The 20,479-nt window shown below is 58.0% G+C and carries 18 protein-coding genes; 12 read left to right on the top strand and 6 right to left on the bottom strand.

Annotated elements, in window-relative coordinates; genetic code table 11:
* Nucleotides 1-28 precede the first annotated feature (28 nt).
* The 7 genes from FJD34_RS03785 to FJD34_RS03755 all read left to right on the top strand — a co-directional run bounded on the left by FJD34_RS03785 (nt 29) and on the right by FJD34_RS03755 (nt 8,820).
* Nucleotides 29-1,624, top strand: coding sequence for an ABC transporter substrate-binding protein (locus tag FJD34_RS03785; protein WP_032860134.1), 1,596 nt, complete (start codon nt 29-31; stop codon nt 1,622-1,624).
* Nucleotides 1,625-1,697: 73 nt separating this feature from the next.
* Nucleotides 1,698-2,708 (top strand): ABC transporter permease subunit, encoded by a 1,011-nt coding sequence (locus tag FJD34_RS03780; protein WP_032860135.1) that lies wholly within the window; start codon nt 1,698-1,700, stop codon nt 2,706-2,708.
* 10 nt (nt 2,709-2,718) lie between these two features.
* The gene (locus tag FJD34_RS03775) at nt 2,719-3,630 is read left to right on the top strand and encodes an ABC transporter permease subunit (RefSeq protein WP_029291943.1); all 912 of its coding nucleotides are present in this window, start codon (nt 2,719-2,721) and stop codon (nt 3,628-3,630) included.
* A 10-nt stretch (nt 3,631-3,640) separates the two neighbouring features.
* A complete protein-coding gene (locus FJD34_RS03770; protein ID WP_032860136.1) occupies nt 3,641-4,609 on the top strand; it encodes an ABC transporter ATP-binding protein in 969 nt (322 codons plus the stop codon).
* Nucleotides 4,609-5,580: a peptide ABC transporter ATP-binding protein gene (locus tag FJD34_RS03765; protein WP_029291946.1), complete on the top strand. Its 972-nt coding sequence runs from the start codon at nt 4,609-4,611 to the stop codon at nt 5,578-5,580. Before FJD34_RS03770 ends, FJD34_RS03765 begins: the two co-directional genes overlap by 1 nt.
* Before the next feature lie 354 nt (nt 5,581-5,934).
* Complete coding sequence (locus FJD34_RS03760; protein WP_032860138.1) at nt 5,935-8,193, top strand: TonB-dependent siderophore receptor; 2,259 nt, start codon at nt 5,935-5,937, stop codon at nt 8,191-8,193.
* Nucleotides 8,194-8,472: 279 nt separating this feature from the next.
* Nucleotides 8,473-8,820: a hypothetical protein gene (locus tag FJD34_RS03755; RefSeq protein ID WP_090292053.1), complete on the top strand. Its 348-nt coding sequence runs from the start codon at nt 8,473-8,475 to the stop codon at nt 8,818-8,820.
* A 201-nt stretch (nt 8,821-9,021) separates the two neighbouring features.
* On the opposite strand, the gene FJD34_RS03750 is transcribed toward FJD34_RS03755, so the two are convergent.
* From FJD34_RS03750 to FJD34_RS03740, 3 genes are all read right to left on the bottom strand, one after another.
* Complete coding sequence (locus tag FJD34_RS03750; RefSeq protein ID WP_146552179.1) at nt 9,022-9,303, bottom strand: hypothetical protein; 282 nt, start codon at nt 9,301-9,303, stop codon at nt 9,022-9,024.
* Nucleotides 9,304-9,742: 439 nt separating this feature from the next.
* Complete coding sequence (locus tag FJD34_RS03745; RefSeq protein WP_090292055.1) at nt 9,743-10,186, bottom strand: hypothetical protein; 444 nt, start codon at nt 10,184-10,186, stop codon at nt 9,743-9,745.
* 179 nt (nt 10,187-10,365) lie between these two features.
* Complete coding sequence (locus FJD34_RS03740) at nt 10,366-11,949, bottom strand: peptide chain release factor 3 (RefSeq protein ID WP_032860140.1); 1,584 nt, start codon at nt 11,947-11,949, stop codon at nt 10,366-10,368.
* Between the two features lie 329 nt (nt 11,950-12,278).
* Here FJD34_RS03740 and FJD34_RS03735 point away from each other — a divergent pair, with 329 nt between their 5' ends.
* The 5 genes from FJD34_RS03735 (at nt 12,279) to FJD34_RS03715 (ending at nt 17,305) form a co-directional block, all read left to right on the top strand.
* Nucleotides 12,279-12,995 (top strand): ABC transporter permease, encoded by a 717-nt coding sequence (locus FJD34_RS03735; protein ID WP_032860141.1) that lies wholly within the window; start codon nt 12,279-12,281, stop codon nt 12,993-12,995.
* Nucleotides 12,996-13,015: 20 nt separating this feature from the next.
* A complete protein-coding gene (locus tag FJD34_RS03730) occupies nt 13,016-13,909 on the top strand; it encodes a glycine betaine ABC transporter substrate-binding protein (protein ID WP_032860143.1) in 894 nt (297 codons plus the stop codon).
* A gap of 12 nt (nt 13,910-13,921) precedes the next feature.
* The gene (locus FJD34_RS03725) at nt 13,922-14,575 is read left to right on the top strand and encodes an ABC transporter permease (protein WP_027604864.1); all 654 of its coding nucleotides are present in this window, start codon (nt 13,922-13,924) and stop codon (nt 14,573-14,575) included.
* Nucleotides 14,572-15,729 carry an osmoprotectant ABC transporter ATP-binding protein OsmV gene (locus tag FJD34_RS03720; RefSeq protein ID WP_032860144.1) on the top strand — a complete coding sequence of 386 codons (1,158 nt, stop codon included), beginning with the start codon at nt 14,572-14,574 and terminating at the stop codon, nt 15,727-15,729. The genes FJD34_RS03725 and FJD34_RS03720 overlap by 4 nt, the downstream gene beginning before the upstream one ends.
* Before the next feature lie 412 nt (nt 15,730-16,141).
* A complete protein-coding gene (locus tag FJD34_RS03715; RefSeq protein WP_032861941.1) occupies nt 16,142-17,305 on the top strand; it encodes a type III PLP-dependent enzyme in 1,164 nt (387 codons plus the stop codon).
* Nucleotides 17,306-17,353: 48 nt separating this feature from the next.
* On the opposite strand, the gene FJD34_RS03710 is transcribed toward FJD34_RS03715, so the two are convergent.
* The 3 genes from FJD34_RS03710 to FJD34_RS03700 form a co-directional block, all read right to left on the bottom strand.
* Complete coding sequence (locus FJD34_RS03710) at nt 17,354-18,832, bottom strand: M10 family metallopeptidase C-terminal domain-containing protein (RefSeq protein WP_065944223.1); 1,479 nt, start codon at nt 18,830-18,832, stop codon at nt 17,354-17,356.
* 204 nt (nt 18,833-19,036) lie between these two features.
* Nucleotides 19,037-19,792 (bottom strand): tetratricopeptide repeat protein, encoded by a 756-nt coding sequence (locus FJD34_RS03705; RefSeq protein WP_032861940.1) that lies wholly within the window; start codon nt 19,790-19,792, stop codon nt 19,037-19,039.
* Nucleotides 19,793-19,794: 2 nt separating this feature from the next.
* Nucleotides 19,795-20,475 (bottom strand): Fe2+-dependent dioxygenase, encoded by a 681-nt coding sequence (locus FJD34_RS03700; RefSeq protein ID WP_032861939.1) that lies wholly within the window; start codon nt 20,473-20,475, stop codon nt 19,795-19,797.
* Nucleotides 20,476-20,479 lie beyond the last annotated feature (4 nt).

Here is a 20,479-nt window from a genome sequence, read left to right as displayed (position 1 = left end):
GGTTGAAACAATCGTGGAGGACTCCTAGATGAAAATGCTCCCGTTACAAGCAGCCATCGCTGCTGCGCTGTTGAGTGTGGCCGTCGGCATTTCAGCCAAGCCGCTGGTGGTCTGCACCGAAGCCAGCCCGGAAGGCTTCGACCCGGTCCTGTACACCACGGCCGTCACCGCCGACGCCGCCGCCGAAACCATGTTCAACCGCCTGGTGGACTTCAAGCCTGGCACGACCCAAATCGTGCCCGCGCTCGCCAAGTCCTGGGACATCAGTGAAGACGGCCTGACCTATACGTTCCACCTGCGCGATGACGTCAAGTTCCATACCACCGACTACTTCAAGCCCACGCGTAACCTGAATGCCGACGACGTGCTCTGGAGCTTCCAGCGTCAACTGGACCCGAAACACCCATGGCACGACAAGTCCACCACCGGCTTCCCCTATTTCGAAAGCATGGGTTTCAAGGAACTGCTCAAAAGCGTCGAGAAGACCGATGACCACACCGTGATCTTCACCCTGACCCGCCCCGAAGCGCCGTTCCTGGCCGATGTCGCGATGCCGTTCACCGCCATCCATTCCGCCGAATACGCCGACAAGCTGCTGGCCGCCAACAAGACCGGCGAGCTCAACAGCAAGCCGATCGGCACCGGCCCGTTCATTTTCACCCGCTACCAGAAAGACGCCCAGGTGCGCTTCAAGGCCAACCCGGAGTACTTCCGTGGCAAGCCGCCCGCCGACCCGCTGATCCTGGCGATCGCGGTGGATAACAACGTGCGCCTGCAAAAGCTCAAGGCCAATGAGTGCCAGATCGCCCTGTACCCCAAGCCCGATGACCTGCCGAGCATCAAGGCCGATCCAAACCTGAAGGTCGCGGAACTGGCGGCGATGACCACCGCCTACACCGCCATGAACACCACCCACAAGTACATGAGCGACGCGCGGGTGCGCCACGCGATCAACATCGCGTTCGACAAACAAGGCTATAACGAATCCCTGTACGGCAAAGGCAATGCCGTCGACGCCACCGGCCCGTACCCGCCGACCCTGCTAGGCTTCAACGACAAACTGAAAAACCCGGCCCGCGACCTGGACAAGGCCCGCGCCTTGCTCAAGGAAGCCGGCGTGCCAGAAGGCACTGAGTTCACCCTGTTCACCCGCAACGGCGGCGGCCCGACCAACCCCAACCCGATGCTTGGCGCCCAGCGTATGCAGGCGGATCTGGCGCAGATTGGCCTGAAGGTCAATATCAGGGTCATGGAGTGGGGCGAAATGCTCAAGCGCGCCAAGGCTGGCGAGCACGACATGGTCTCTGCCGGCTGGGCCGGGGATAACGGCGATCCAGACAACTTCCTCACGCCGAACCTGAGTTGCGATGCAGCGAAAAACGGCGAAAACTACGCCCGTTGGTGTAACCAGGAGTTTCAGGGCTTGATCGACAAGGCCCGCGCCATCGCTGAACCCACACAGCGCGCCGCACTCTATGAACAAGCGCTGGACGTTTTCGACAAGGACCAACCGTGGATCCCCATGGCCTACCCGAAAATGTTCACCGCCATGCGTAAAAACGTCGAGGGTTATACCCAAAGCCCCCTGACCAACAATAACTTCGCCACCACCCAGGTGAAGTAATAAGAGACGCCCGGCGCCGTCGACATTGACGGTGCCGGACCTGCCTAACCGGCTGATTGAGGTAGATACCACGATGTTTAGTTTTATTGCCCGCCGATTGGGATTATTGATCCCAACGTTTTTCGGCATCACGTTGCTGACTTTTGCGTTGATTCGCATGATCCCTGGCGACCCCGTAGAAGTCATGATGGGCGAGAGGCGGGTTGACCCCGAGATGCACGCCCAGGCAATGGAACGCCTTGGCTTGAACAAACCCTTGTATGCGCAATACCTGGACTACGTCGGCAAGCTCGCCCAGGGCGACCTCGGCGAATCCCTGCGGACCCGCACCAGCGTTTGGACCGAGTTCAGCGCCCTGTTCCCCGCGACCCTGGAACTGTCCATGGCCGCCCTGTTGTTCGCCGGCATCCTCGGGCTATTGGCCGGGGTGATCGCGGCCTTGAAGCGAGGATCCCTGTTCGACCATGGGGTGATGGGCATCTCCCTGGCGGGATATTCGATGCCGATCTTCTGGTGGGGCCTGATCCTGATCATGTTCTTCTCCGTGAGCCTGGGCTGGACCCCGGTTTCCGGGCGTATCGACCTGCTCTACGACATCGAGCCACGCACCGGCTTCATGCTGATCGACACCTTGCTGGCCGACGAGCCGGACGCGTTCTGGGATGCCCTGCACCACCTGATCCTGCCAGCCATCGTGCTCGGCACCATCCCGCTGGCGGTGATTGCGCGGATGACCCGCTCCTCGATGCTCGAAGTCCTGCGCGAAGACTACATCCGCACCGCCAAGGCCAAAGGCCTGTCGCCGGCGCGCGTGGTATTCGTACACGGCCTGCGTAATGCGCTGATTCCGGTGTTGACCGTGGTCGGCCTGCAAGTCGGCACGTTGCTGGCCGGTGCAGTCCTGACCGAAACCATCTTCTCCTGGCCCGGCATCGGCAAATGGCTGATCGAAGCCATTGGCGCACGGGACTACCCGGTGGTGCAAAACGGCATCCTGCTGATCGCCTGCCTGGTGATCCTGGTGAACTTCGTGGTGGATATCCTCTACGGCTTCGCCAACCCACGCATCCGTCACCAGCGCTGAGATCATGACCATGACCACACCTACTCAAGTGTCAGCAGTCGATCAAAGCCTGCTGTACCCGTCGCCGTACAAAGAATTCTGGCAAGCCTTCTCCAAGAACAAGGGCGCGGTTGCCGGCCTGCTGTTCATGTTGCTGATCGTGTTCTGTGCGATCTTCGCCCCGTGGGTGGCCCCCCATAACCCGAGCGAGCAATACCGCGACTTCCTGCTGACCCCGCCGTCGTGGCTTGAAGGCGGGCAGATACAGTTCCTGCTGGGCACCGACGAACTGGGCCGCGACCTGCTGTCGCGCCTGATCCAGGGCTCGCGCCTGTCGTTGCTGATCGGCTTGTCGTCGGTGGTGATGTCGCTGATCCCGGGGATCCTGCTGGGCCTGTTCGCCGGGTTCTTCCCGCGCCTGCTCGGCCCGACCATCATGCGCCTGATGGACATCATGCTGGCCCTGCCGTCGCTGCTGCTGGCCGTGGCGATTGTCGCCATCCTCGGCCCTGGCCTGATCAACACCGTGATCGCGATTGCGATCGTGTCGCTGCCATCCTACGTGCGCCTGACCCGCGCAGCAGTGATGGGCGAGCTCAACCGTGACTACGTGACGGCCGCGCGCCTGGCCGGTGCCGGTCTGCCACGCCTGATGTTCGTCACAGTGCTGCCCAACTGCATGGCCCCCCTGATCGTGCAGGCGACCTTGAGCTTTTCCTCGGCGATTCTCGATGCTGCGGCCCTGGGTTTCCTCGGCCTTGGCGTGCAACCGCCAACCCCCGAGTGGGGCACCATGCTGGCCTCGGCCCGTGACTACATCGAACGTGCCTGGTGGGTCGTGAGCCTGCCTGGCTTGACCATTTTGCTCAGCGTGCTGGCAATCAACCTGATGGGCGACGGACTGCGCGATGCGCTGGATCCGAAACTCAAGAATGCCGCGTGAGGAGATTCCCATGTCACTGCTAGAAATCAAGAATCTCAATGTGCGCTTCGGCGACAAGACTGCCGTGCCAGTGGTCGACGGGCTCGACCTATCCGTGGACAAAGGCGAAGTACTGGCCATCGTTGGCGAGTCGGGCTCGGGTAAATCCGTGACCATGATGGCGCTGATGGGCCTGATCGAGCATCCCGGCATCGTCAGCGCCGACTCGCTGACCTTCGACGGCAAGGACATGCTCAAGCTGAGCAATCGCCAGCGCCGGCAGATCGTCGGCAAAGACCTGGCGATGGTCTTCCAGGACCCGATGACCGCGCTGAACCCCAGCTATACCGTGGGGTTCCAGATTGAAGAAGTGCTGCGCCTGCACCTGAAAATGTCCGGCAAGCAAGCGCGCAAGCGTGCCATCGAGTTGCTGGAAAAAGTCGAAATCCCCGGCGCTGCCAGCCGCATGGACGCCTACCCGCACCAGTTGTCGGGCGGCATGAGCCAGCGTGTAGCGATTGCCATGGCCATTGCCGGCGAGCCCAAGCTGCTGATCGCGGATGAGCCGACCACGGCGTTGGACGTGACCATCCAGGCGCAGATCATGGAGCTGCTGCTGGCCCTGCAGAAAGAACAGAACATGGGCCTGGTACTGATCACCCACGACCTCGCGGTGGTAGCAGAAACCGCCCAGCGCGTATGCGTGATGTATGCCGGCCAAGCCGTGGAAGTCGGCCAGGTGCCGGGCTTGTTCGACGTACCCGCGCATCCTTACAGCGAGGCATTGCTGGCGGCGATCCCGGAACACAGCATGGGCGCCGAGCGCCTGGCAACCTTGCCGGGCATCGTCCCCGGTCGTTATGACCGCCCGCAAGGCTGCCTGTTGTCGCCACGCTGCCCCTACGTGCAGGACAGCTGCCGCCAGACCCGTCCGAGCCTGGACCCGCAAGCCCACAGCCTTGTGCGCTGCTTCTACCCCTTGAATCAGGAGGTGGCGTAATGGCCGTCGTTCTTACCGCCCGCGACCTGACCCGTCACTACGAAGTGTCCCGTGGCCTGTTCAAGGGCCACGCCACCGTGCGCGCCCTCAATGGCGTGTCGTTCGAACTGGAAGCCGGCAAGACCCTGGCTGTCGTGGGTGAGTCCGGTTGCGGCAAATCCACCCTGGCCCGGGCGCTGACGCTGATTGAAGAGCCATCGTCCGGCTCCTTGAAAATCGCCGGCCAGGAAGTCGCCGGCGCCGACAAGGCCCAGCGCAAGCAACTGCGCAAAGACGTGCAGATGGTGTTCCAGAGCCCTTACGCGTCGTTGAACCCACGGCAGAAAGTCGGTGATCAACTGGGCGAGCCGCTGCTGATCAACACCAACCTGTCCGCCGCCGAGCGCCGGGAAAAAGTCCAGGCGATGATGAAGCAAGTGGGCCTGCGCCCTGAGCATTACCAGCGCTACCCGCATATGTTCTCCGGTGGCCAGCGCCAGCGGATCGCCCTGGCCCGGGCGATGATGCTGCAACCCAAAGTGCTGGTGGCGGACGAACCGACCTCGGCGCTGGACGTGTCGATCCAGGCCCAGGTGCTCAACCTGTTCATGGATTTGCAGCAGCAGTACAACACGGCCTATGTGTTCATCTCCCACAACCTGGCGGTCGTCCAGCACGTGGCGGATGACGTGATGGTGATGTATCTCGGCCGCCCGGTGGAAGTGGGTCCCAAGGAAGACATCTACGCACGCCCCCTGCACCCGTACACCCAGGCGCTGTTGTCGGCCACCCCGACCATTCACCCGGACCCGAACAAACCGAAAATCAAGATCGTCGGCGAACTGCCCAACCCGTTGAACCCGCCACCTGGCTGCGCCTTCCACAAGCGCTGCCCGTACGCGACCGAGCGCTGCAGCAGTGAAGAGCCGCTGTTACGCGAACTGGACAACCGCCAGGTAGCTTGCCATCACGCGGAGCAGTTCGTGGCCTAAAGCCTGTGGGAACGGGCTTGTGTGGGAGCGGGCTTGCTCGCGAAAGCGGTGGGTCAGCCCCCCATTCAGTGACTGATACGCCGCCTTCGCGAGCAAGCCCGCTCCCACAGGGGATCGTGGTGATACCGAGTTGTACAGCCTCTCCCGCCAGATTGCGCATCAGTCTGGCAGGAGGGGCTTTTTTGTTTTTTGGGGCCGCATCGAGGCCCGGCCAAAGTGTAAAAGTTGTAAATGACATTTACTTACATTTGATAATGAATAGCATTCCGGCGCATAGAGAGCGCCGAATCCTGCTGGAAGGCAGTTCTGGTGCATCTCGCCCAGTTACCACCTTCCTTAAAGGATTTTACTCACATGTCCCCTCGATTCAGGCTCAGCCGTTTTTCCCTGGCGCTTATCGCCGCCCTTTCGTCTCCCACACTGCTGGCAGATACCCAGGAGAAAGAACACGGCAAAGTCCCGATAGAGACGACCGACCTGCCCGTCGACGGCACCTCCCAAGCCTTGGAACTGAGCGAAACACGAATCCTGGGCACCGCCGCCGAAGAGCTCAAACAAGCCCCCGGCGTGTCGATCATCACCGCCGAAGACATCAAGAAGCGCCCACCGACCAATGATCTGTCGGACATCATCCGCCGTGAGCCAGGCGTCAACCTGACCGGCAACAGCTCCAGCGGCAGCCGTGGCAACAATCGCCAGATCGACCTGCGCGGCATGGGCCCGGAAAATACCCTGATCCTGATCGATGGCAAGCCGTCGACCTCGCGCAACGCCGTGCGCTACGGCTGGAGCGGCGACCGTGATACCCGTGGCGAAACCAACTGGGTACCGGCCGAGGAAGTCGAACGCATCGAAATCCTCCGTGGCCCGGCGGCCGCGCGTTATGGCTCCGGCGCCATGGGCGGGGTGATCAACATCATCACCAAGCGCCCGACCGACCAGTTGCACGGCTCGCTGACCACCTACGTGTCGCTGCCCGAAGACGATGCCGAAGGCATGAGCAAGCGCACCAACTTCAACCTCAGCGGCCCATTGAGCGATACCTTGGCGTTCCGCGTCTACGGTGGCCTGAACAAGACCGACGCCGATGACTCCAACATCAACCAGGCCGAGCAGGCCAGCGCCGACTCGTTGGTAGCCGGCCGAGAAGGTGTGCGCAACAAGGACGTCAACGGCTTGCTCAGCTGGCAGTTCACCCCCGAGCAAACCCTGGACCTGGAAGCCAGCTACAGCCGCCAGGGCAATATCTTTGCCGGCGACACCATGCTCAACGGCGGCGGCACCTTCGTTAACAGCCTGGTGGGCAAGGAAACCAGCGTGATCCAGCGCAGCAGTTTCTCCGCCACCCATCGCGGCGAGTTTGACTGGGGTTCGACCCTGGCGTCGCTGAGCCACGACCTGACCCGCAACGCGCGTCTCAACGAAGGCCTGGCGGGCTCCGGCGAAGGTGCACCTTCTGCCACTGCGGGTGCTTTTGAGTCGCGCCTGCGCAATACCCGAGCGACTGCCGAAGTCAACCTGCCCCTGAGCTTCGGCACTGAGCAGGTACTGACCCTGGGCAGCGAATACCTCTACGAATCGATGAACGATCCAGGCTCGCTGCGCCCACAAAGCTACGACCCAGGCACCGGTGCTGTCCCAGGCATCCCAGGCGTCAGCCGCAGCAGCACCAAGACCACCGCGTCGAGCTATGCGTTGTTCGCCGAGGACAACATCGAAGTCGGCAGCAAGACCATCATCACCCCCGGCCTGCGCTACGACAATCATGAAGAGTACGGCGGCAACTGGAGCCCGAGCCTTAACGCCTCGCACCAGTTGACCGATGAACTGAGCCTCAAGGGTGGTATCGCCCGGGCCTACAAGACGCCGAACCTGTATCAATCCAATCCCAACTACCTGCTGTACAGCCGCGGCAATGGTTGCAACGCCAGCGAAGCCAACTCGGGCGGTTGCTACCTGATCGGCAACCCGAACCTGAAACCGGAAATCAGCGTCAACAAGGAAATTGGCCTGGCCTTCGACAAAGGCACCTGGCGCACCAGCGCGACCTACTTCCGTAATGACTACAAGAACAAAATCAATGCCAGCAACCAGGCCGCTTTCCGCCTGGACGGCGGCCGCCGTGTACTGCAGTGGGAAAACAGCGGCGCGGCACTGGTCCAGGGGATCGAGGGCAACCTGTTCATGGACCTGCGCGACGACCTGGCCTGGAACACCAACCTGACCTACATGATCGACTCCAAGGACAAGGACACTGGCGAGCCACTGAGCATCATTCCCAAGTACACGGTCAATACCACGCTGGACTGGCAGGCCACCGACAAACTGTCGTTCCAGGTCAGCGGCACCTACTACGGCAAACAGGAAGCGCCGACCCTCAATTCACGCAGTGCCAATAATTACGACAGCAGCGCGCAGCAGGATGTCGACCCGTACGGCCTGATGGGCCTGAGCAGTGGCTACGAGTTCACCAAGAACCTGAGCGTACGCGTGGGTATCGAAAACCTGCTGGACAAGCGCCTGTATCGCAAAGGCAATGCGGATGACGCGGGCGCGCAGACCTATAACGAGCCGGGGCGTGCTTACTTTGCGTCGGTGACTGCTTCCTTCTGACGCTACACCTCAACGAAAACACCTGCACCGCCCGGCCTGCCGGGCGGTGCTTTTTCCGACGATGTTGAAATATCGTTGATCAAGTTTGATTCGAACTTATCTGTAATCCCCGCCCAGAAAAGGCAACTAACAAAGAAAACAACTACAACCAACACTCGTTAACCCCCGACCTTACCTCGCAAAATCTGAAACATGTAACATCTCCTCCATTAATATTGCCCCACAAAAAATCCACGATTAAAGTCTGCCGTCCAAACCCTCATCAACAGGTAGACCTTTATGAAGTATCGCGACATATCCCGTTCACTCGAAAACTTACTAAACACCATCTATAAAGATGGCGACGTCACCTTTGAAGAATTCAAAACCCTCCAGAAAGAATCGGATCGCCGTTGGGAGGCGGTCATGGAAGAGCTTGGCAAGAACAACACGCTAATCTCTTTCCAAAGCGCCATGGATGTTGCCCTGCACTTGCTCTACCTCAGTGTCGAGCACATAAAAAACCAGGAGTTGACCGACTTTGGCGAAGCGCTTGTAAAAGATGCGGTGATTGCACAGGTTGAAGCGGTGCGGGTGGGGGCGGAGCTTTCCTTGAAACAGTTGAAGGTAGGGCCCAACACCCTATAAGTTTCTGCTATTCGTTACCCACAAAAAGGGCGAAGCCATGATAGCCTCGCCCTTTGGTAAATGCTCATAAAACACTCCACGACCTCAATCACCTCCCACCTGGCATTGCAAATAGCCACCCTCAAACTATTTACGCCATCAATAAACAAACGCCATGAATGTTCATTAGGCCCTGGCACCCACCCCACCAAGCATGACTTCCTATACTGAACCGCCAGACAAAGAAGCATTATTCGCCTCTAAAATACAACACCCTTTTATATGCTTGTCTAGTGAGTTTCGATGCGCTACAAAATCAAATTCAATAAAAGCCGCTTTTTGATAAACATTGACAATTCCAGTAACCCTTCCCACCTTACCTTCCCAGAGTTCTCCGAGATAATAAAATATGGCTTCGACATCCCCTCCGATAGCAAGATCGTCCCCCCCAAAACTCTCTTCCATATTTAAAACTAAGATAAACACCCGTTTCTCGGATAGCATTATCAGCACTTCGCCCCACTAAAATCGCCGTAGTTCTATCTCCCATATCCAAAAAATGAGTGTACTTGTAAGCTGGGGTAACAATGTTCCCGCCATCAACGGTGTATTCAAATGCGCCATGAGCATTTAGTAAATTCTTCTCTATTTCCTGACGATCCAACATGATTTCACTCTCCAGATGTAACCACCGGGCCTTAAAATCAATCCCTACCAGACAACCAAAATTTTGACTTTTTTATCCAAAAAGTCCGAGAACACAATAAATAACTTTACCGCCTCATCAATCATAATGCTTGTACAGCCTCAGTTTTCTCCATTCAAGCTTTCAAAGAAACCACCCAAATCAACATATGTACGGAGTACCTGAGACTTTACATGCGTCATAGGCTTCGCAAAAAATCAGAAACGTGAACTCGATAACGTGTCAGGGGCAATAGCTTTATACTAAATCAATTAAGGAAGAGAAATTACTCTCCTTCAACAGAAGGCACCCCTTTATACGCTTAACCTGTGAGTTTCGCTGCGCTGTAAAATCAAACTGGAAAAACGCCGCTCCTTGCGAAGCGCTGAACATCCCAGTAATACTCCCTGCCTGGCTACCCCAGACTTCTCCTGCATTGTAAAAATTGGCGATGAGATCTCCTCCAGGAGGAACATCACCCCCCCAGAACTCAAGTGACTTATCATAGGTGAACAATAAATGAACACCCGTTTGCTGGACACTAGAATCAGTATCCCGCCCAATAAAAACTGTATAGGTTCTATTCTGAAAAAAATGAGTATATTTATAAACAGGAATAACAACTACCCCACCATCCACTGTATATTCAAATTTCCCTTGGGCATTTAACAGATTCTTTTCTATTTCCTGACTATCTAACATGATATCGTTCTCCAAGCCCTGTTATTGAAAGACATACGCCTCTCACCTACAAAGTAGGAAGCACGACATTCAGTGTCAACTGTCAACCTTGACAGTTGACAGTCCAGAACCTCTCAGAAACTAAAAAGCCCTACAGACATAAATCTGTAGGGCTTTCAGTTCAGCGACAAATACCTGTGTTAATGATGCTCACGTGTCGCACGGAACTTCACATCCGGCCAACGCTCTTCCATCAGCGCCAGGTTCACCCGCGTAGGCGCCAGGTAGGTCAGGTGACCGCCGCCGTCGATGGCGAGGTTTTCCACCGCCTTGTTGGAAAACTCCTCCAGTTTCTTCTTGTCACTGCAATCGATCCAGCGCGCGGAGTACACGGTGATTGGCTCGTAGGAGCACTCGACCTTGTATTCCTCTTTCAAGCGGCTGGCCACCACATCGAACTGCAGCACACCGACGGCGCCGAGGATGATGTCGTTGCTGCGCTCGGGGAAGAACACCTGGGTCGCGCCCTCTTCGGCCAATTGCTGCAAACCCTGGCGCAGTTGCTTGGACTTGAGCGGGTCGCGCAGGCGTACGCGGCGGAACAGTTCCGGGGCGAAGTGCGGGATACCGGTGAAGCCCAGTGCCTCGCCTTCGGTGAAGGTGTCGCCGATCTGGATGGTGCCGTGGTTGTGCAGGCCGATGATGTCGCCGGCAAACGCTTCTTCCAGTTGTTCACGCTCGGAGGAGAAGAACGTCAGGGCGTCGCCGATGCGCACGTCCTTGCCGGTACGCACGTGACGCATCTTCATGCCCTTTTCGTATTTGCCGGAGCAGATACGCATAAAGGCGATACGGTCGCGGTGCTTGGGGTCCATGTTCGCCTGGATCTTGAACACGAAACCGGTGAATTTTTCTTCGACTGGCTCAACCGTGCGCTCGTTGGCAACCCGCGCCAGAGGCTTGGGCGCCCAGTTCACGACCGCATCAAGCACGTGATCGACACCGAAGTTGCCCAATGCCGTACCGAAGAACACCGGGGTCAACTGGCCGTCGAGGAATTCCTGCTGGTTGAATTCGTGACAGGCGCCCTGCACCAGCTCAAGTTGGTCGACAAACCGGTCGTACTCGTCACCCAGGTGGGCGCGGGCTTCGTCGGAATCGAGTTTCTCGATGATTTTCACGTCGGTGCGTTCATGACCGTGGCCGGCGGTGTAGACAATGATGTAGTCGTCGGCCAGGTGGTACACGCCCTTGAAGTCGCGGTAGCAACCAATCGGCCAGGTAATCGGCGCAGCCTTGATTTTCAGGACGGCTTCGATTTCATCGAGCAGTTCGATCGGATCACGGATATCACGGTCGAGTTTGTTGATAAAGCTGACGATCGGCGTGTCACGCAGGCGGCAGACATCCATCAGCGCGATGGTACGTGGCTCAACGCCCTTACCACCGTCGAGGACCATCAAGGCCGAGTCCACTGCGGTCAGGGTGCGATAGGTATCTTCGGAGAAGTCTTCGTGGCCCGGGGTGTCGAGCAGGTTGATCATGTGTTCGCGGTAAGGGAACTGCATGACCGACGTGGTAATGGAAATACCCCGTTGCTTCTCCATCTCCATCCAGTCGGAAGTGGCATGGCGATCAGACTTGCGGGATTTCACCGTGCCGGCCACAGCGATCGCCTTGCCCATCAGCAGGAGCTTTTCGGTGATGGTGGTTTTACCGGCATCGGGGTGGGAAATAATGGCGAAAGTGCGGCGTTTCGCGACTTCGGCGGCCTGGTGGGTCATGGGAAATCGCCTGGCAGGTGAGTCAAAAAAGGGCGGCGAGTATAGCGTAAATCAAGGCACCCAGACCACCGCTCACCCGATTGGGGGTGGCTAAATGCTGCCAATTATGGAACCTTTTAAAAGGCGGAGACGTCCACTCCCCTGTTATCGCATTGGTAACAGAGGCTGAAATATCAGCAAGTTAGCCTGACGGGGCTGCGCTCATGGTTCGACCAAACGCCGTATTGCCGGCATTGGCGAGCTGCTTTTCGCGACCACATTGACCGGCAGCCAGGAATGGCAATGCCACACGGGAATGTGCTCGCCGACTGAAATAAAGGAGTCCGCCTGTGGCTATTCGCTATGGCAAAGGGCTGATAGGAGGAGCGGTTGTCGTCGCTCTCCTGGCCCTGCTGATCCACTGGATCGGCATCAACACGATCGAGATGTACCGCGACGATTTGTTGTTTTACCTGCAAGCACACCTGATCCTCGTTCTAGTCTCCATGCTGGCCGCCCTCGTTGTAGGGATTCCCGCCGGTATCCTGCTCAGCCGACCGAATATGGTCGGGCGCGCAGAACGTTTCATGCAGATCTTCAACATCGGCAACACCGTCCCTCCCCTGGCCGTACTGGCCATCGCCCTCGGCGTCCTCGGCATCGGCATGGGCCCTGCGATCTTCGCCCTGTTCCTCGCCTCCTTGCTGCCAATCGTGCGCAACACCTATGAAGGCCTGAAAAACGTGCAGGGCTCCCTGAAGGAAGCGGCCGTCGGCATCGGCATGACCCCGCGCCAGGTGTTGTTTCGCGTCGAACTGCCCAACGCCGTGCCGATCATCATCGGTGGCGTGCGTGTGGCCCTGGCGATCAACGTCGGCACCGCACCGCTGGCGTTCCTGATTGGTGCCAACAGCCTGGGCAGCCTGATCTTCCCCGGCATCGCCCTGAACAATCAGCCGCAATTACTGCTCGGCGCCGCGTGTACCGCGCTGCTGGCCTTGCTGCTTGACGGCCTGGTGACCATGGCCAGCCGCCTCTGGCTGGAACGCGGAGTGCGTGCGTCTTAAGGCTGGGTAAAGGAATCGACATGAAAAAAATAAGCTTGATATTAGGCTGCGTCCTGCTGTTTGCAGGCATTGCGCAAGCCGCTGAAAAACCGGTGATCCGCATCGGCGCCCGAGTGTTCACCGAGCAGACCCTGCTCGCGGAAATCACCTCCCAGTATCTGCGCACCAAGGGTTACGACACCCGCGTGACCGGTGGCCTGGGCAGCAACCTGGCGCGCAGTGCCCAGGAAAGCGGGCAACTGGACCTGATCTGGGAATACACCGGCGTGTCCCTGGTGGCCTACAACCATGTGGACGAAAAACTCGACAGCGAACAGTCCTACGCACGGGTCAAAGAACTCGACGCGAAAAAAGGCCTGGTCTGGCTCTCGCCATCGAAGTTCAGCAACACCTACGCCCTGGCACTGCCAGAAAAAGTGGCCGCCGAGCACCCGCAGATCAATACGATCAGCGACCTGAACAACGCCATGCGAGAGGACACCAAGGAGCACCGCCTGGTGGCTCTGGACACCGAGTTCGCCAACCGTTCCGACGGCATGGCCGGCATGGTCAAGCTGTATGAGATGAACCTGACCCGCGAAAACACGCGCCAGATGGACGCCGGCCTGGTCTACACCGCGCTGCGTAACGGCCAGGTGTTTGCAGGGTTGGTGTACACCACTGACGGGCGCCTCAACGCCTTCAAGTTGAAGCTGCTGGAAGATGACCTGCATTACTTCCCGGACTACACCGCCGCGCCCGTGGTGCGTCAGGTTTATCTGGATGCCCACCCGCAACTGGCCGCCGAGCTCAAGCCACTGGCGGCGCTGTTCGACGATGAAACCATGCGCCAGTTGAACGCGCGGGTCGACGTCGACCATGAAAGCCCGTCCGCAGTTGCCGCTGATTTCCTGCGCCAGCACCCACTCAACTAAAGAGGAGAAGACATGGAATTTTTGAACGCCTTTTCCCATCTTGATTGGGCCCAAGTCCTGCACCTGACCTGGCAGCACATCACCCTGGTCGGTATCGCCGTGATCCTCGCAATTGTCGTCGGCGTGCCCCTGGGCGTGCTGATGACCCGTTTCCCGACCCTCGCTGGCCCGTTGCAGGCCAGTGCCACGGTGTTGCTGACCGTGCCGTCCATCGCCCTGTTCGGCCTGCTGCTGCCGTTCTACTCCAAGTTCGGCCAGGGCCTGGGGCCGATGCCGGCGATCACCGCTGTGTTCCTCTACTCGCTGTTGCCGATCATGCGTAACACCTACCTGGCCCTGACCGGCGTGGAGCCTGGGATTCGCGAAGCCGCCAAAGGCATCGGCATGACCTTCGGCCAGCGCCTGCGCATGGTCGAGTTGCCCATCGCGGTGCCGGTGATCCTCGCCGGCGTGCGCACTGCCGTGGTGATGAATATCGGTGTGATGACCATTGCCGCCACCATCGGCGCCGGCGGCCTGGGTGTACTTATTCTGGCTTCCATCAGCCGCAGCGACATGTCGATGCTGATCGTTGGCGCCGTGCTGGTCAGTCTCCTGGCCATCTTCGCCGACCTGCTTCTGCAATGGCTGCAACGCTCGCTGACTCCAAAAGGATTGCTCAAATGATCGAACTTCAAAACCTGTCCAAGACCTTCCAAAGCAACGGCAAGACCATTACTGCCGTTAACGATGTGAGCCTGACCGTCAACGAAGGCGAAATTTGTGTGTTCCTCGGCCCATCGGGTTGCGGCAAGAGCACCACGCTGAAGATGATCAACCGCCTGATCCGCCCGACCTCGGGCAAGATCCTGATCAACGGCGAAGACACCACCGACCTCGATGAAGTGACCCTGCGCCGCAACATCGGCTATGTGATCCAGCAGATCGGCCTGTTCCCCAACATGACCATCGAGGAAAACATCGTGGTGGTGCCCAAGCTGCTGGGCTGGGACAAGCAGAAATGCCATGACCGTGCCCGCGAATTGATGAGCATGATCAAGCTCGAACCCAAGCAGTATCTGCACCGCTACCCGCGCGAGTTGTCCGGCGGCCAGCAGCAACGAATCGGCGTGATCCGCGCCCTGGCGGCCGATGCGCCGTTGCTGTTGATGGACGAACCGTTCGGCGCGGTCGACCCGATCAACCGCGAGATGATCCAGAACGAGTTCTTCGAGATGCAGCGTGCGTTGAACAAGACCGTGATCATGGTCAGCCATGACATCGACGAGGCGATCAAGCTCGGCGACAAGATCGCAATCTTCCGCGCCGGCAAGCTGTTGCAGATCGACCACCCGGACACTCTGCTGGCCCATCCTGCCGACGAATTTGTCAGCAACTTTGTCGGCCAGGACAGCACCCTCAAGCGCCTGCTGCTGGTCAAGGCCGAAGACGCGGCGGACAACGCCCCGTCGGTCAGCCCGGAAACCCCGGTAGCCGATGCCCTGGAATTGATGGACGAGCATGACCGGCGCTATGTGGTGGTCACTTGCGCCGAGAACAAGGCGCTGGGGTATGTGCGACGTCGCGACCTGCATCGTCAGACCGGCACCTGCGCCCAGTACCTGCGCGAATTCAACGCCACGGCGGCGTTTGACGAGCACTTGCGCATCCTGCTGTCACGGATGTACGAGTTCAACCGTTCGTGGCTGCCGGTGATGGATGCCGAGCGGGTGTTTTTGGGGGAAGTGACCCAGGAGTCGATTGCCGAGTACCTGAGCTCCGGCAAGTCCCGTGGGGGCAAGACCAGTATTGTGTCGCCCGCAGAAACCGCCCAGGCCTGACCTGACACCTCTCGGTCAAAACTGTGGGAGCGGGCTTGCTCGCTCCCACATTTAGTTCTGCTGGGTGTCAGGAAATAGCCTGATTCCTCTTCTTTGGGGAACATCAATCCGTCACACCGGTCGGTTACATAAGTAGCTGCACTGCGCCTCGCGACGAACGCGTGCACAAACGCGACATTTTTAGTTGATCTCAAGCTCCTCACGCCCTAAAGTTCGCGCCGAACGTCCATGCTGGAAACGATCCATCCGGCTCAAGTACTGACGACGAGACAGCAAGGCCAAGGGAAGCTTATCCCATGGCCTTTTTGCTTTCGGCGACATGCCTTGGGAAGTAGGCGAACCAAAGTGGGGATACGGAGGACGTTCATTTGCACCCATTGATCAATTTAGTTTGCCCTTAGGAGTTCCCAGCATGTCGATCAACGTCGAAGACTATTTCGCGCGCGCCACGTTTGACAAAATGAAGGCGTTCGCCGACAAGCAAGAAACCCCGTTCGTGGTGATCGACACCGCGATGATCAGCCAGGCCTACGATGACCTGCGCGCCGGTTTCGAATTCGCCAAGGTGTACTACGCCGTCAAGGCCAACCCTGCCGTCGAGATCATCGACCTGTTGAAAGACAAGGGTTCGAGCTTCGACATCGCCTCGATCTACGAGCTGGACAAGGTCATGGACCGTGGTGTCAGCGCCGACCGTATCAGCTACGGCAACACCATCAAAAAGTCCAAGGACATCCGCTACTTCTACGAGAAGGGCGTGCGCCTGTTCTCCACTGACTCCGAAGCCGACCTGCGCAATATCGCCAAGGCCGCGCCGGGTTCGAAAGTCTATGTGCGCATCCTCACCGAAGGCTCGACCACGGCTGACTGGCCTTTGTCGCGCAAATTCGGCTGCCAGACCGACATGGCCATGGACCTGCTGATCCTCGCGCGCGACCTGGGCCTGGTGCCCTACGGCATCTCGTTCCACGTCGGTTCCCAGCAGCGTGATATCAGCGTGTGGGACGCGGCTATTGCCAAGGTCAAGGTGATTTTCGAGCGTTTGAAAGAAGAAGACGGCATCCACCTCAAGCTGATCAACATGGGCGGCGGCTTCCCGGCCAACTACATCACCCGCACCAACAGCCTGGAAACCTATGCCGAGGAAATCATCCGCTTCCTCAAGGAAGACTTCGGTGATGAACTGCCGGAAATCATCCTGGAGCCAGGCCGTTCGTTGATCGCCAACGCCGGGATCCTGGTCAGTGAAGTGGTGCTGGTTGCACGTAAATCGCGCACCGCCGTCGAGCGTTGGGTGTACACGGATGTGGGCAAGTTCTCCGGCCTGATCGAAACCATGGACGAAGCCATCAAGTTCCCGATCTGGACCGAGAAAAAAGGCGAGATGGAAGAAGTGGTCATCGCCGGTCCTACCTGCGACAGCGCCGATATCATGTACGAAAACTACAAGTATGGCCTGCCGCTGAACCTGGCCATTGGTGATCGCCTGTACTGGCTATCGACCGGTGCGTACACCACCAGCTACAGCGCAGTTGAATTCAACGGCTTCCCACCGCTGAAATCCTTCTACGTGTAAGCGCATTGCAAATAAAAAGCCCATGACATGTCATGGGCTTTTACATCTTTATACGACGATATCTTTGCGAGCAACTTTCCCCTGGACATCAATGTACATGTCCATCCTGCCATCCCCCTTGGTATCGACCCTAAAAAGCGTTCGCTGAAACTCACGGTCGTAGCTCACGAGCACATCACCAGGCTTGGAAATATACGTCGGATTAAGCGGGTCTTGCGGTTTACTGTGATCAAGAGGCAACTTGGAGCAAAATTTCAGCGGGCCTAATTGCTGGCGCAATCCTGAAAAGTCGAGTTTGTCCTTGCCGCTGGTAAAATCCATTACCCAGTTCGGCTTACCACTGGACGTAGTATCAAAAACAAAGGTATTCCCGCCCTTCCCCCCCCACATCTGCGCTCCACCACTGCCGCCATACAGGATATCGCTATCGGGGCCGCCTCGAAGAACATTGAAGGCATCATTGCCAATCAGCGTGTTCTTGCCTTTCCCGCCCCTGGCTTCTTCGATCGTCACACCATTGGCAATTCCGACGTTATTCCTCAATCCACCGACCGAAGAAAAAGAACCCGCGTTGAGGTTTATCGTCTGCGCTTGACTGAACCCAGAGAAATCGAGGGTATCCCAGCCGTCGCCATCCCACACGGCGAACAACGGTTTATCTTCGGCAGTTTTCAGGCTGTAGTGATCACGGTCAGTATTGGAGTTGAAACCGTAGGTTGTATCGCCTTTGCGTGTGGAGTAATTGGCACCATATTTTGATTGAACTGCCTGCATATCATCCATCATCAGACTGACTGGCATCACAGTATCTTCGGCATCACTCAGCAATGGCGTGTTGTAGCTCATTACCGTGTAATTATCCCAATTTTCCGCATAATCTGGAATTTGCGTTTTTTCATTCTCATCACTCCCCGAATGCTCCAGACCAAGGCTATGTCCCAGTTCATGAATCAGGGTAGAACGCCAATAATTGTCCCCATGTGTGCTTTTATCATCATCGGCCCAGTTCCCGAATTTGCTCGTCTGGTCCAGATTGCGCATCCAGAGACTTCCTTGGTGCACTGGATCCTTCGGGTCCGGATAGTAAGCAAACCCGCGAACAGAGGTGGCTTGGTCGCCAGCGCTATACCCTCTGTGGGTCAGATGCCCCTCACCACCGCCCCCCGTTTTTTCGGTGAACGTTACATTGGCAACATCGGCATACTCTTGTTGCGCCGCCCTGACATATTCCTTCTGCCTGAGACTCATCGGTACGATTTTTTCGAGCTTGGCTGCAGCTGTGTCACTCTTAAGTTTTTCGAACTCGTTTGGCTCGGCTGTGGAAAACTCATAGGTGAGCTCAATCCTGCCATTATGATTGCTATCAACCCAGCGCTTATCGCTTCGGTTAAGCCGGTCTGCAACCTGCGCGCTGGTCAGTGACGGCTCATCATCTGCAGACTTTTTTGTAACTCCACGCTTATCGTTTTCAAGAATCCGTTGAACTTCCTCATATCCCGTACGATCAGGTGCCTGATTGATTAGCATAATGAAAACTCCTGAGGCTCAGTAGAAACCGTGTTTTTCTAGAAAGCACCGTCCCCACGATTTGTGGAAAAGAGGCACAACTTTGCCACGCATCTACCCAGGAACTTATAAGCTGCATCTGCATGAAACATCAGAACCATCGGCTCCATCTGTAGTCTTTACAACCCCATTCCCTTAAGACGCATCACAAGCACCCGTGACGCTTTACTCGCAAACCAACTCAAGGGCTCGCAAACGATAGGCCTCAGACAACGCTCGAATCTGTGGGTGTTCCACTTGCGCTAGCACCTTGGTTGCCAGCCGCAAAAACTTCAGGTTCCCGCCCTCCAGCGCCTTGCGCAACCACTCCAGCGCAACCTCGACCTGGCCTTGATCTGCCAGCACCGCCGCATAACTGAACTGCCCGCGAAAGTCCCCACCCTCCGCCGAGCGGCGATACCAATCAAGCGCTGCGGACACGTCCTGGGCGCAGAACTGCCCTTGCTCCAGGTAACGCCCCAGCAGGTTCATCGACTTGGCATGCCCCAGTTCGGCAGCCTGGCGATAACAGGCCAATGCCTGCTGTTGGTCTAACGTCACGCCGCGCCCAGTGGCCAGCAGGTTGGCGTAGTTGTACAAGCCCCAATCCAACCCGGCTTCTGCGGCCAGGCGGTATTCCCCGGCGGCGGCCACCGCATCGGCGGGGCAACCCCAGCCATGCTCCAGGCAGCGCCCCACCATATTGCGTGCCATCCGGTGGCCGCCCCGTGCAGCGATCCGGAACCAGCGCAACGCCAGCGCCTCATCGCGCGCGATACCACGCCCGTCCAAAAGGATTTGCCCCAGCAGCGCCTGGGCGTCGAGCACGCCCTCCTTCGCCGCCATCAGGATCGCCTGAGCCGCACGGGCCGGGGACTCTTCGAGCATGGCCCGCAGTTGTTCACCGTCGAGGGTTTCTTCGCGGCGCAGGTGAAAAACCATGCTCAGACCTCGACCCAGCGACGCAACAGGTTGTGATAGGTGCCGGTGAGCTGGATCAGCGCCGGGTGATCCGGTACGTCACGGGTCAATTGCTGGATCGCGCCGTCCATTTCAAACAGCAAGGTGCGCTGGCTGTCTTCACGCACCAGGCTCTGGGTCCAGAAAAACGAGGCATAGCGTGTGCCACGGGTCACGGCGTTGACTTTGTGCAGGCTGGAGCCTGGATACAGCACCATGTCACCGGCTGGCAACTTGACCCGCTGCAGGCCGAAGGTGTCCTGGATCTCCAGTTCACCGCCGTCGTACTCGTCCGGATCGCTGAAAAACAGCGTGGAGGACAGATCGGTGCGCACCCGCTCCGGGCTGCCCTTGGGCTGGCGCACGGCGTTGTCGATATGAAAGTCGAAGCTGCCACCGGCGGTATAGCAATTGAGCAGCGGCGGGAAAACTTTGTGCGGCAGTGCTGCCGACATGAATTGCGGGTTTTGCCACAGGCGATCGAGCATGGCTGCGCCGATTTCCTTGGCCAGTGGATGGCCTTCGGGCAATTGCAGATTGTGCTTGGCCTTGGCCGACTGATGCCCGGCGGTGATCTTGCCGTCAGCCCAGTCCGCCTGTTCCAGGGCTTCACGAATGCGCAGGACCTCTTCGCGAGAGAACAGGCCGGGAATATGCAGCAGCATGAGG

Source organism: Pseudomonas brenneri (genome assembly GCF_007858285.1).
Lineage (GTDB): Bacteria > Pseudomonadota > Gammaproteobacteria > Pseudomonadales > Pseudomonadaceae > Aquipseudomonas > Aquipseudomonas brenneri.
This window is presented reverse-complemented; position numbering and strand designations above follow the sequence as displayed.

Bases quoted from the DNA above. Each gene is read 5' to 3' on its own strand.
- FJD34_RS03785 (WP_032860134.1), top strand. From the start codon at position 29: ATGAAAATGCTCCCGTTACAAGCAGCCATCGCTGCTGCGCTGTTGAGT.
- FJD34_RS03780 (WP_032860135.1), top strand. From the start codon at position 1,698: ATGTTTAGTTTTATTGCCCGCCGATTGGGATTATTGATCCCAACGTTT.
- FJD34_RS03775 (WP_029291943.1), top strand. From the start codon at position 2,719: ATGACCACACCTACTCAAGTGTCAGCAGTCGATCAAAGCCTGCTGTAC.
- FJD34_RS03770 (WP_032860136.1), top strand. From the start codon at position 3,641: ATGTCACTGCTAGAAATCAAGAATCTCAATGTGCGCTTCGGCGACAAG.
- FJD34_RS03765 (WP_029291946.1), top strand. From the start codon at position 4,609: ATGGCCGTCGTTCTTACCGCCCGCGACCTGACCCGTCACTACGAAGTG.
- FJD34_RS03760 (WP_032860138.1), top strand. From the start codon at position 5,935: ATGTCCCCTCGATTCAGGCTCAGCCGTTTTTCCCTGGCGCTTATCGCC.
- FJD34_RS03755 (WP_090292053.1), top strand. From the start codon at position 8,473: ATGAAGTATCGCGACATATCCCGTTCACTCGAAAACTTACTAAACACC.
- FJD34_RS03750 (WP_146552179.1), bottom strand. From the start codon at position 9,303: ATGCTATCCGAGAAACGGGTGTTTATCTTAGTTTTAAATATGGAAGAG.
- FJD34_RS03745 (WP_090292055.1), bottom strand. From the start codon at position 10,186: ATGTTAGATAGTCAGGAAATAGAAAAGAATCTGTTAAATGCCCAAGGG.
- FJD34_RS03740 (WP_032860140.1), bottom strand. From the start codon at position 11,949: ATGACCCACCAGGCCGCCGAAGTCGCGAAACGCCGCACTTTCGCCATT.
- FJD34_RS03730 (WP_032860143.1), top strand. From the start codon at position 13,016: ATGAAAAAAATAAGCTTGATATTAGGCTGCGTCCTGCTGTTTGCAGGC.
- FJD34_RS03725 (WP_027604864.1), top strand. From the start codon at position 13,922: ATGGAATTTTTGAACGCCTTTTCCCATCTTGATTGGGCCCAAGTCCTG.
- FJD34_RS03720 (WP_032860144.1), top strand. From the start codon at position 14,572: ATGATCGAACTTCAAAACCTGTCCAAGACCTTCCAAAGCAACGGCAAG.
- FJD34_RS03715 (WP_032861941.1), top strand. From the start codon at position 16,142: ATGTCGATCAACGTCGAAGACTATTTCGCGCGCGCCACGTTTGACAAA.
- FJD34_RS03710 (WP_065944223.1), bottom strand. From the start codon at position 18,832: ATGCTAATCAATCAGGCACCTGATCGTACGGGATATGAGGAAGTTCAA.
- FJD34_RS03705 (WP_032861940.1), bottom strand. From the start codon at position 19,792: ATGGTTTTTCACCTGCGCCGCGAAGAAACCCTCGACGGTGAACAACTG.
- FJD34_RS03700 (WP_032861939.1), bottom strand. From the start codon at position 20,475: ATGCTGCTGCATATTCCCGGCCTGTTCTCTCGCGAAGAGGTCCTGCGC.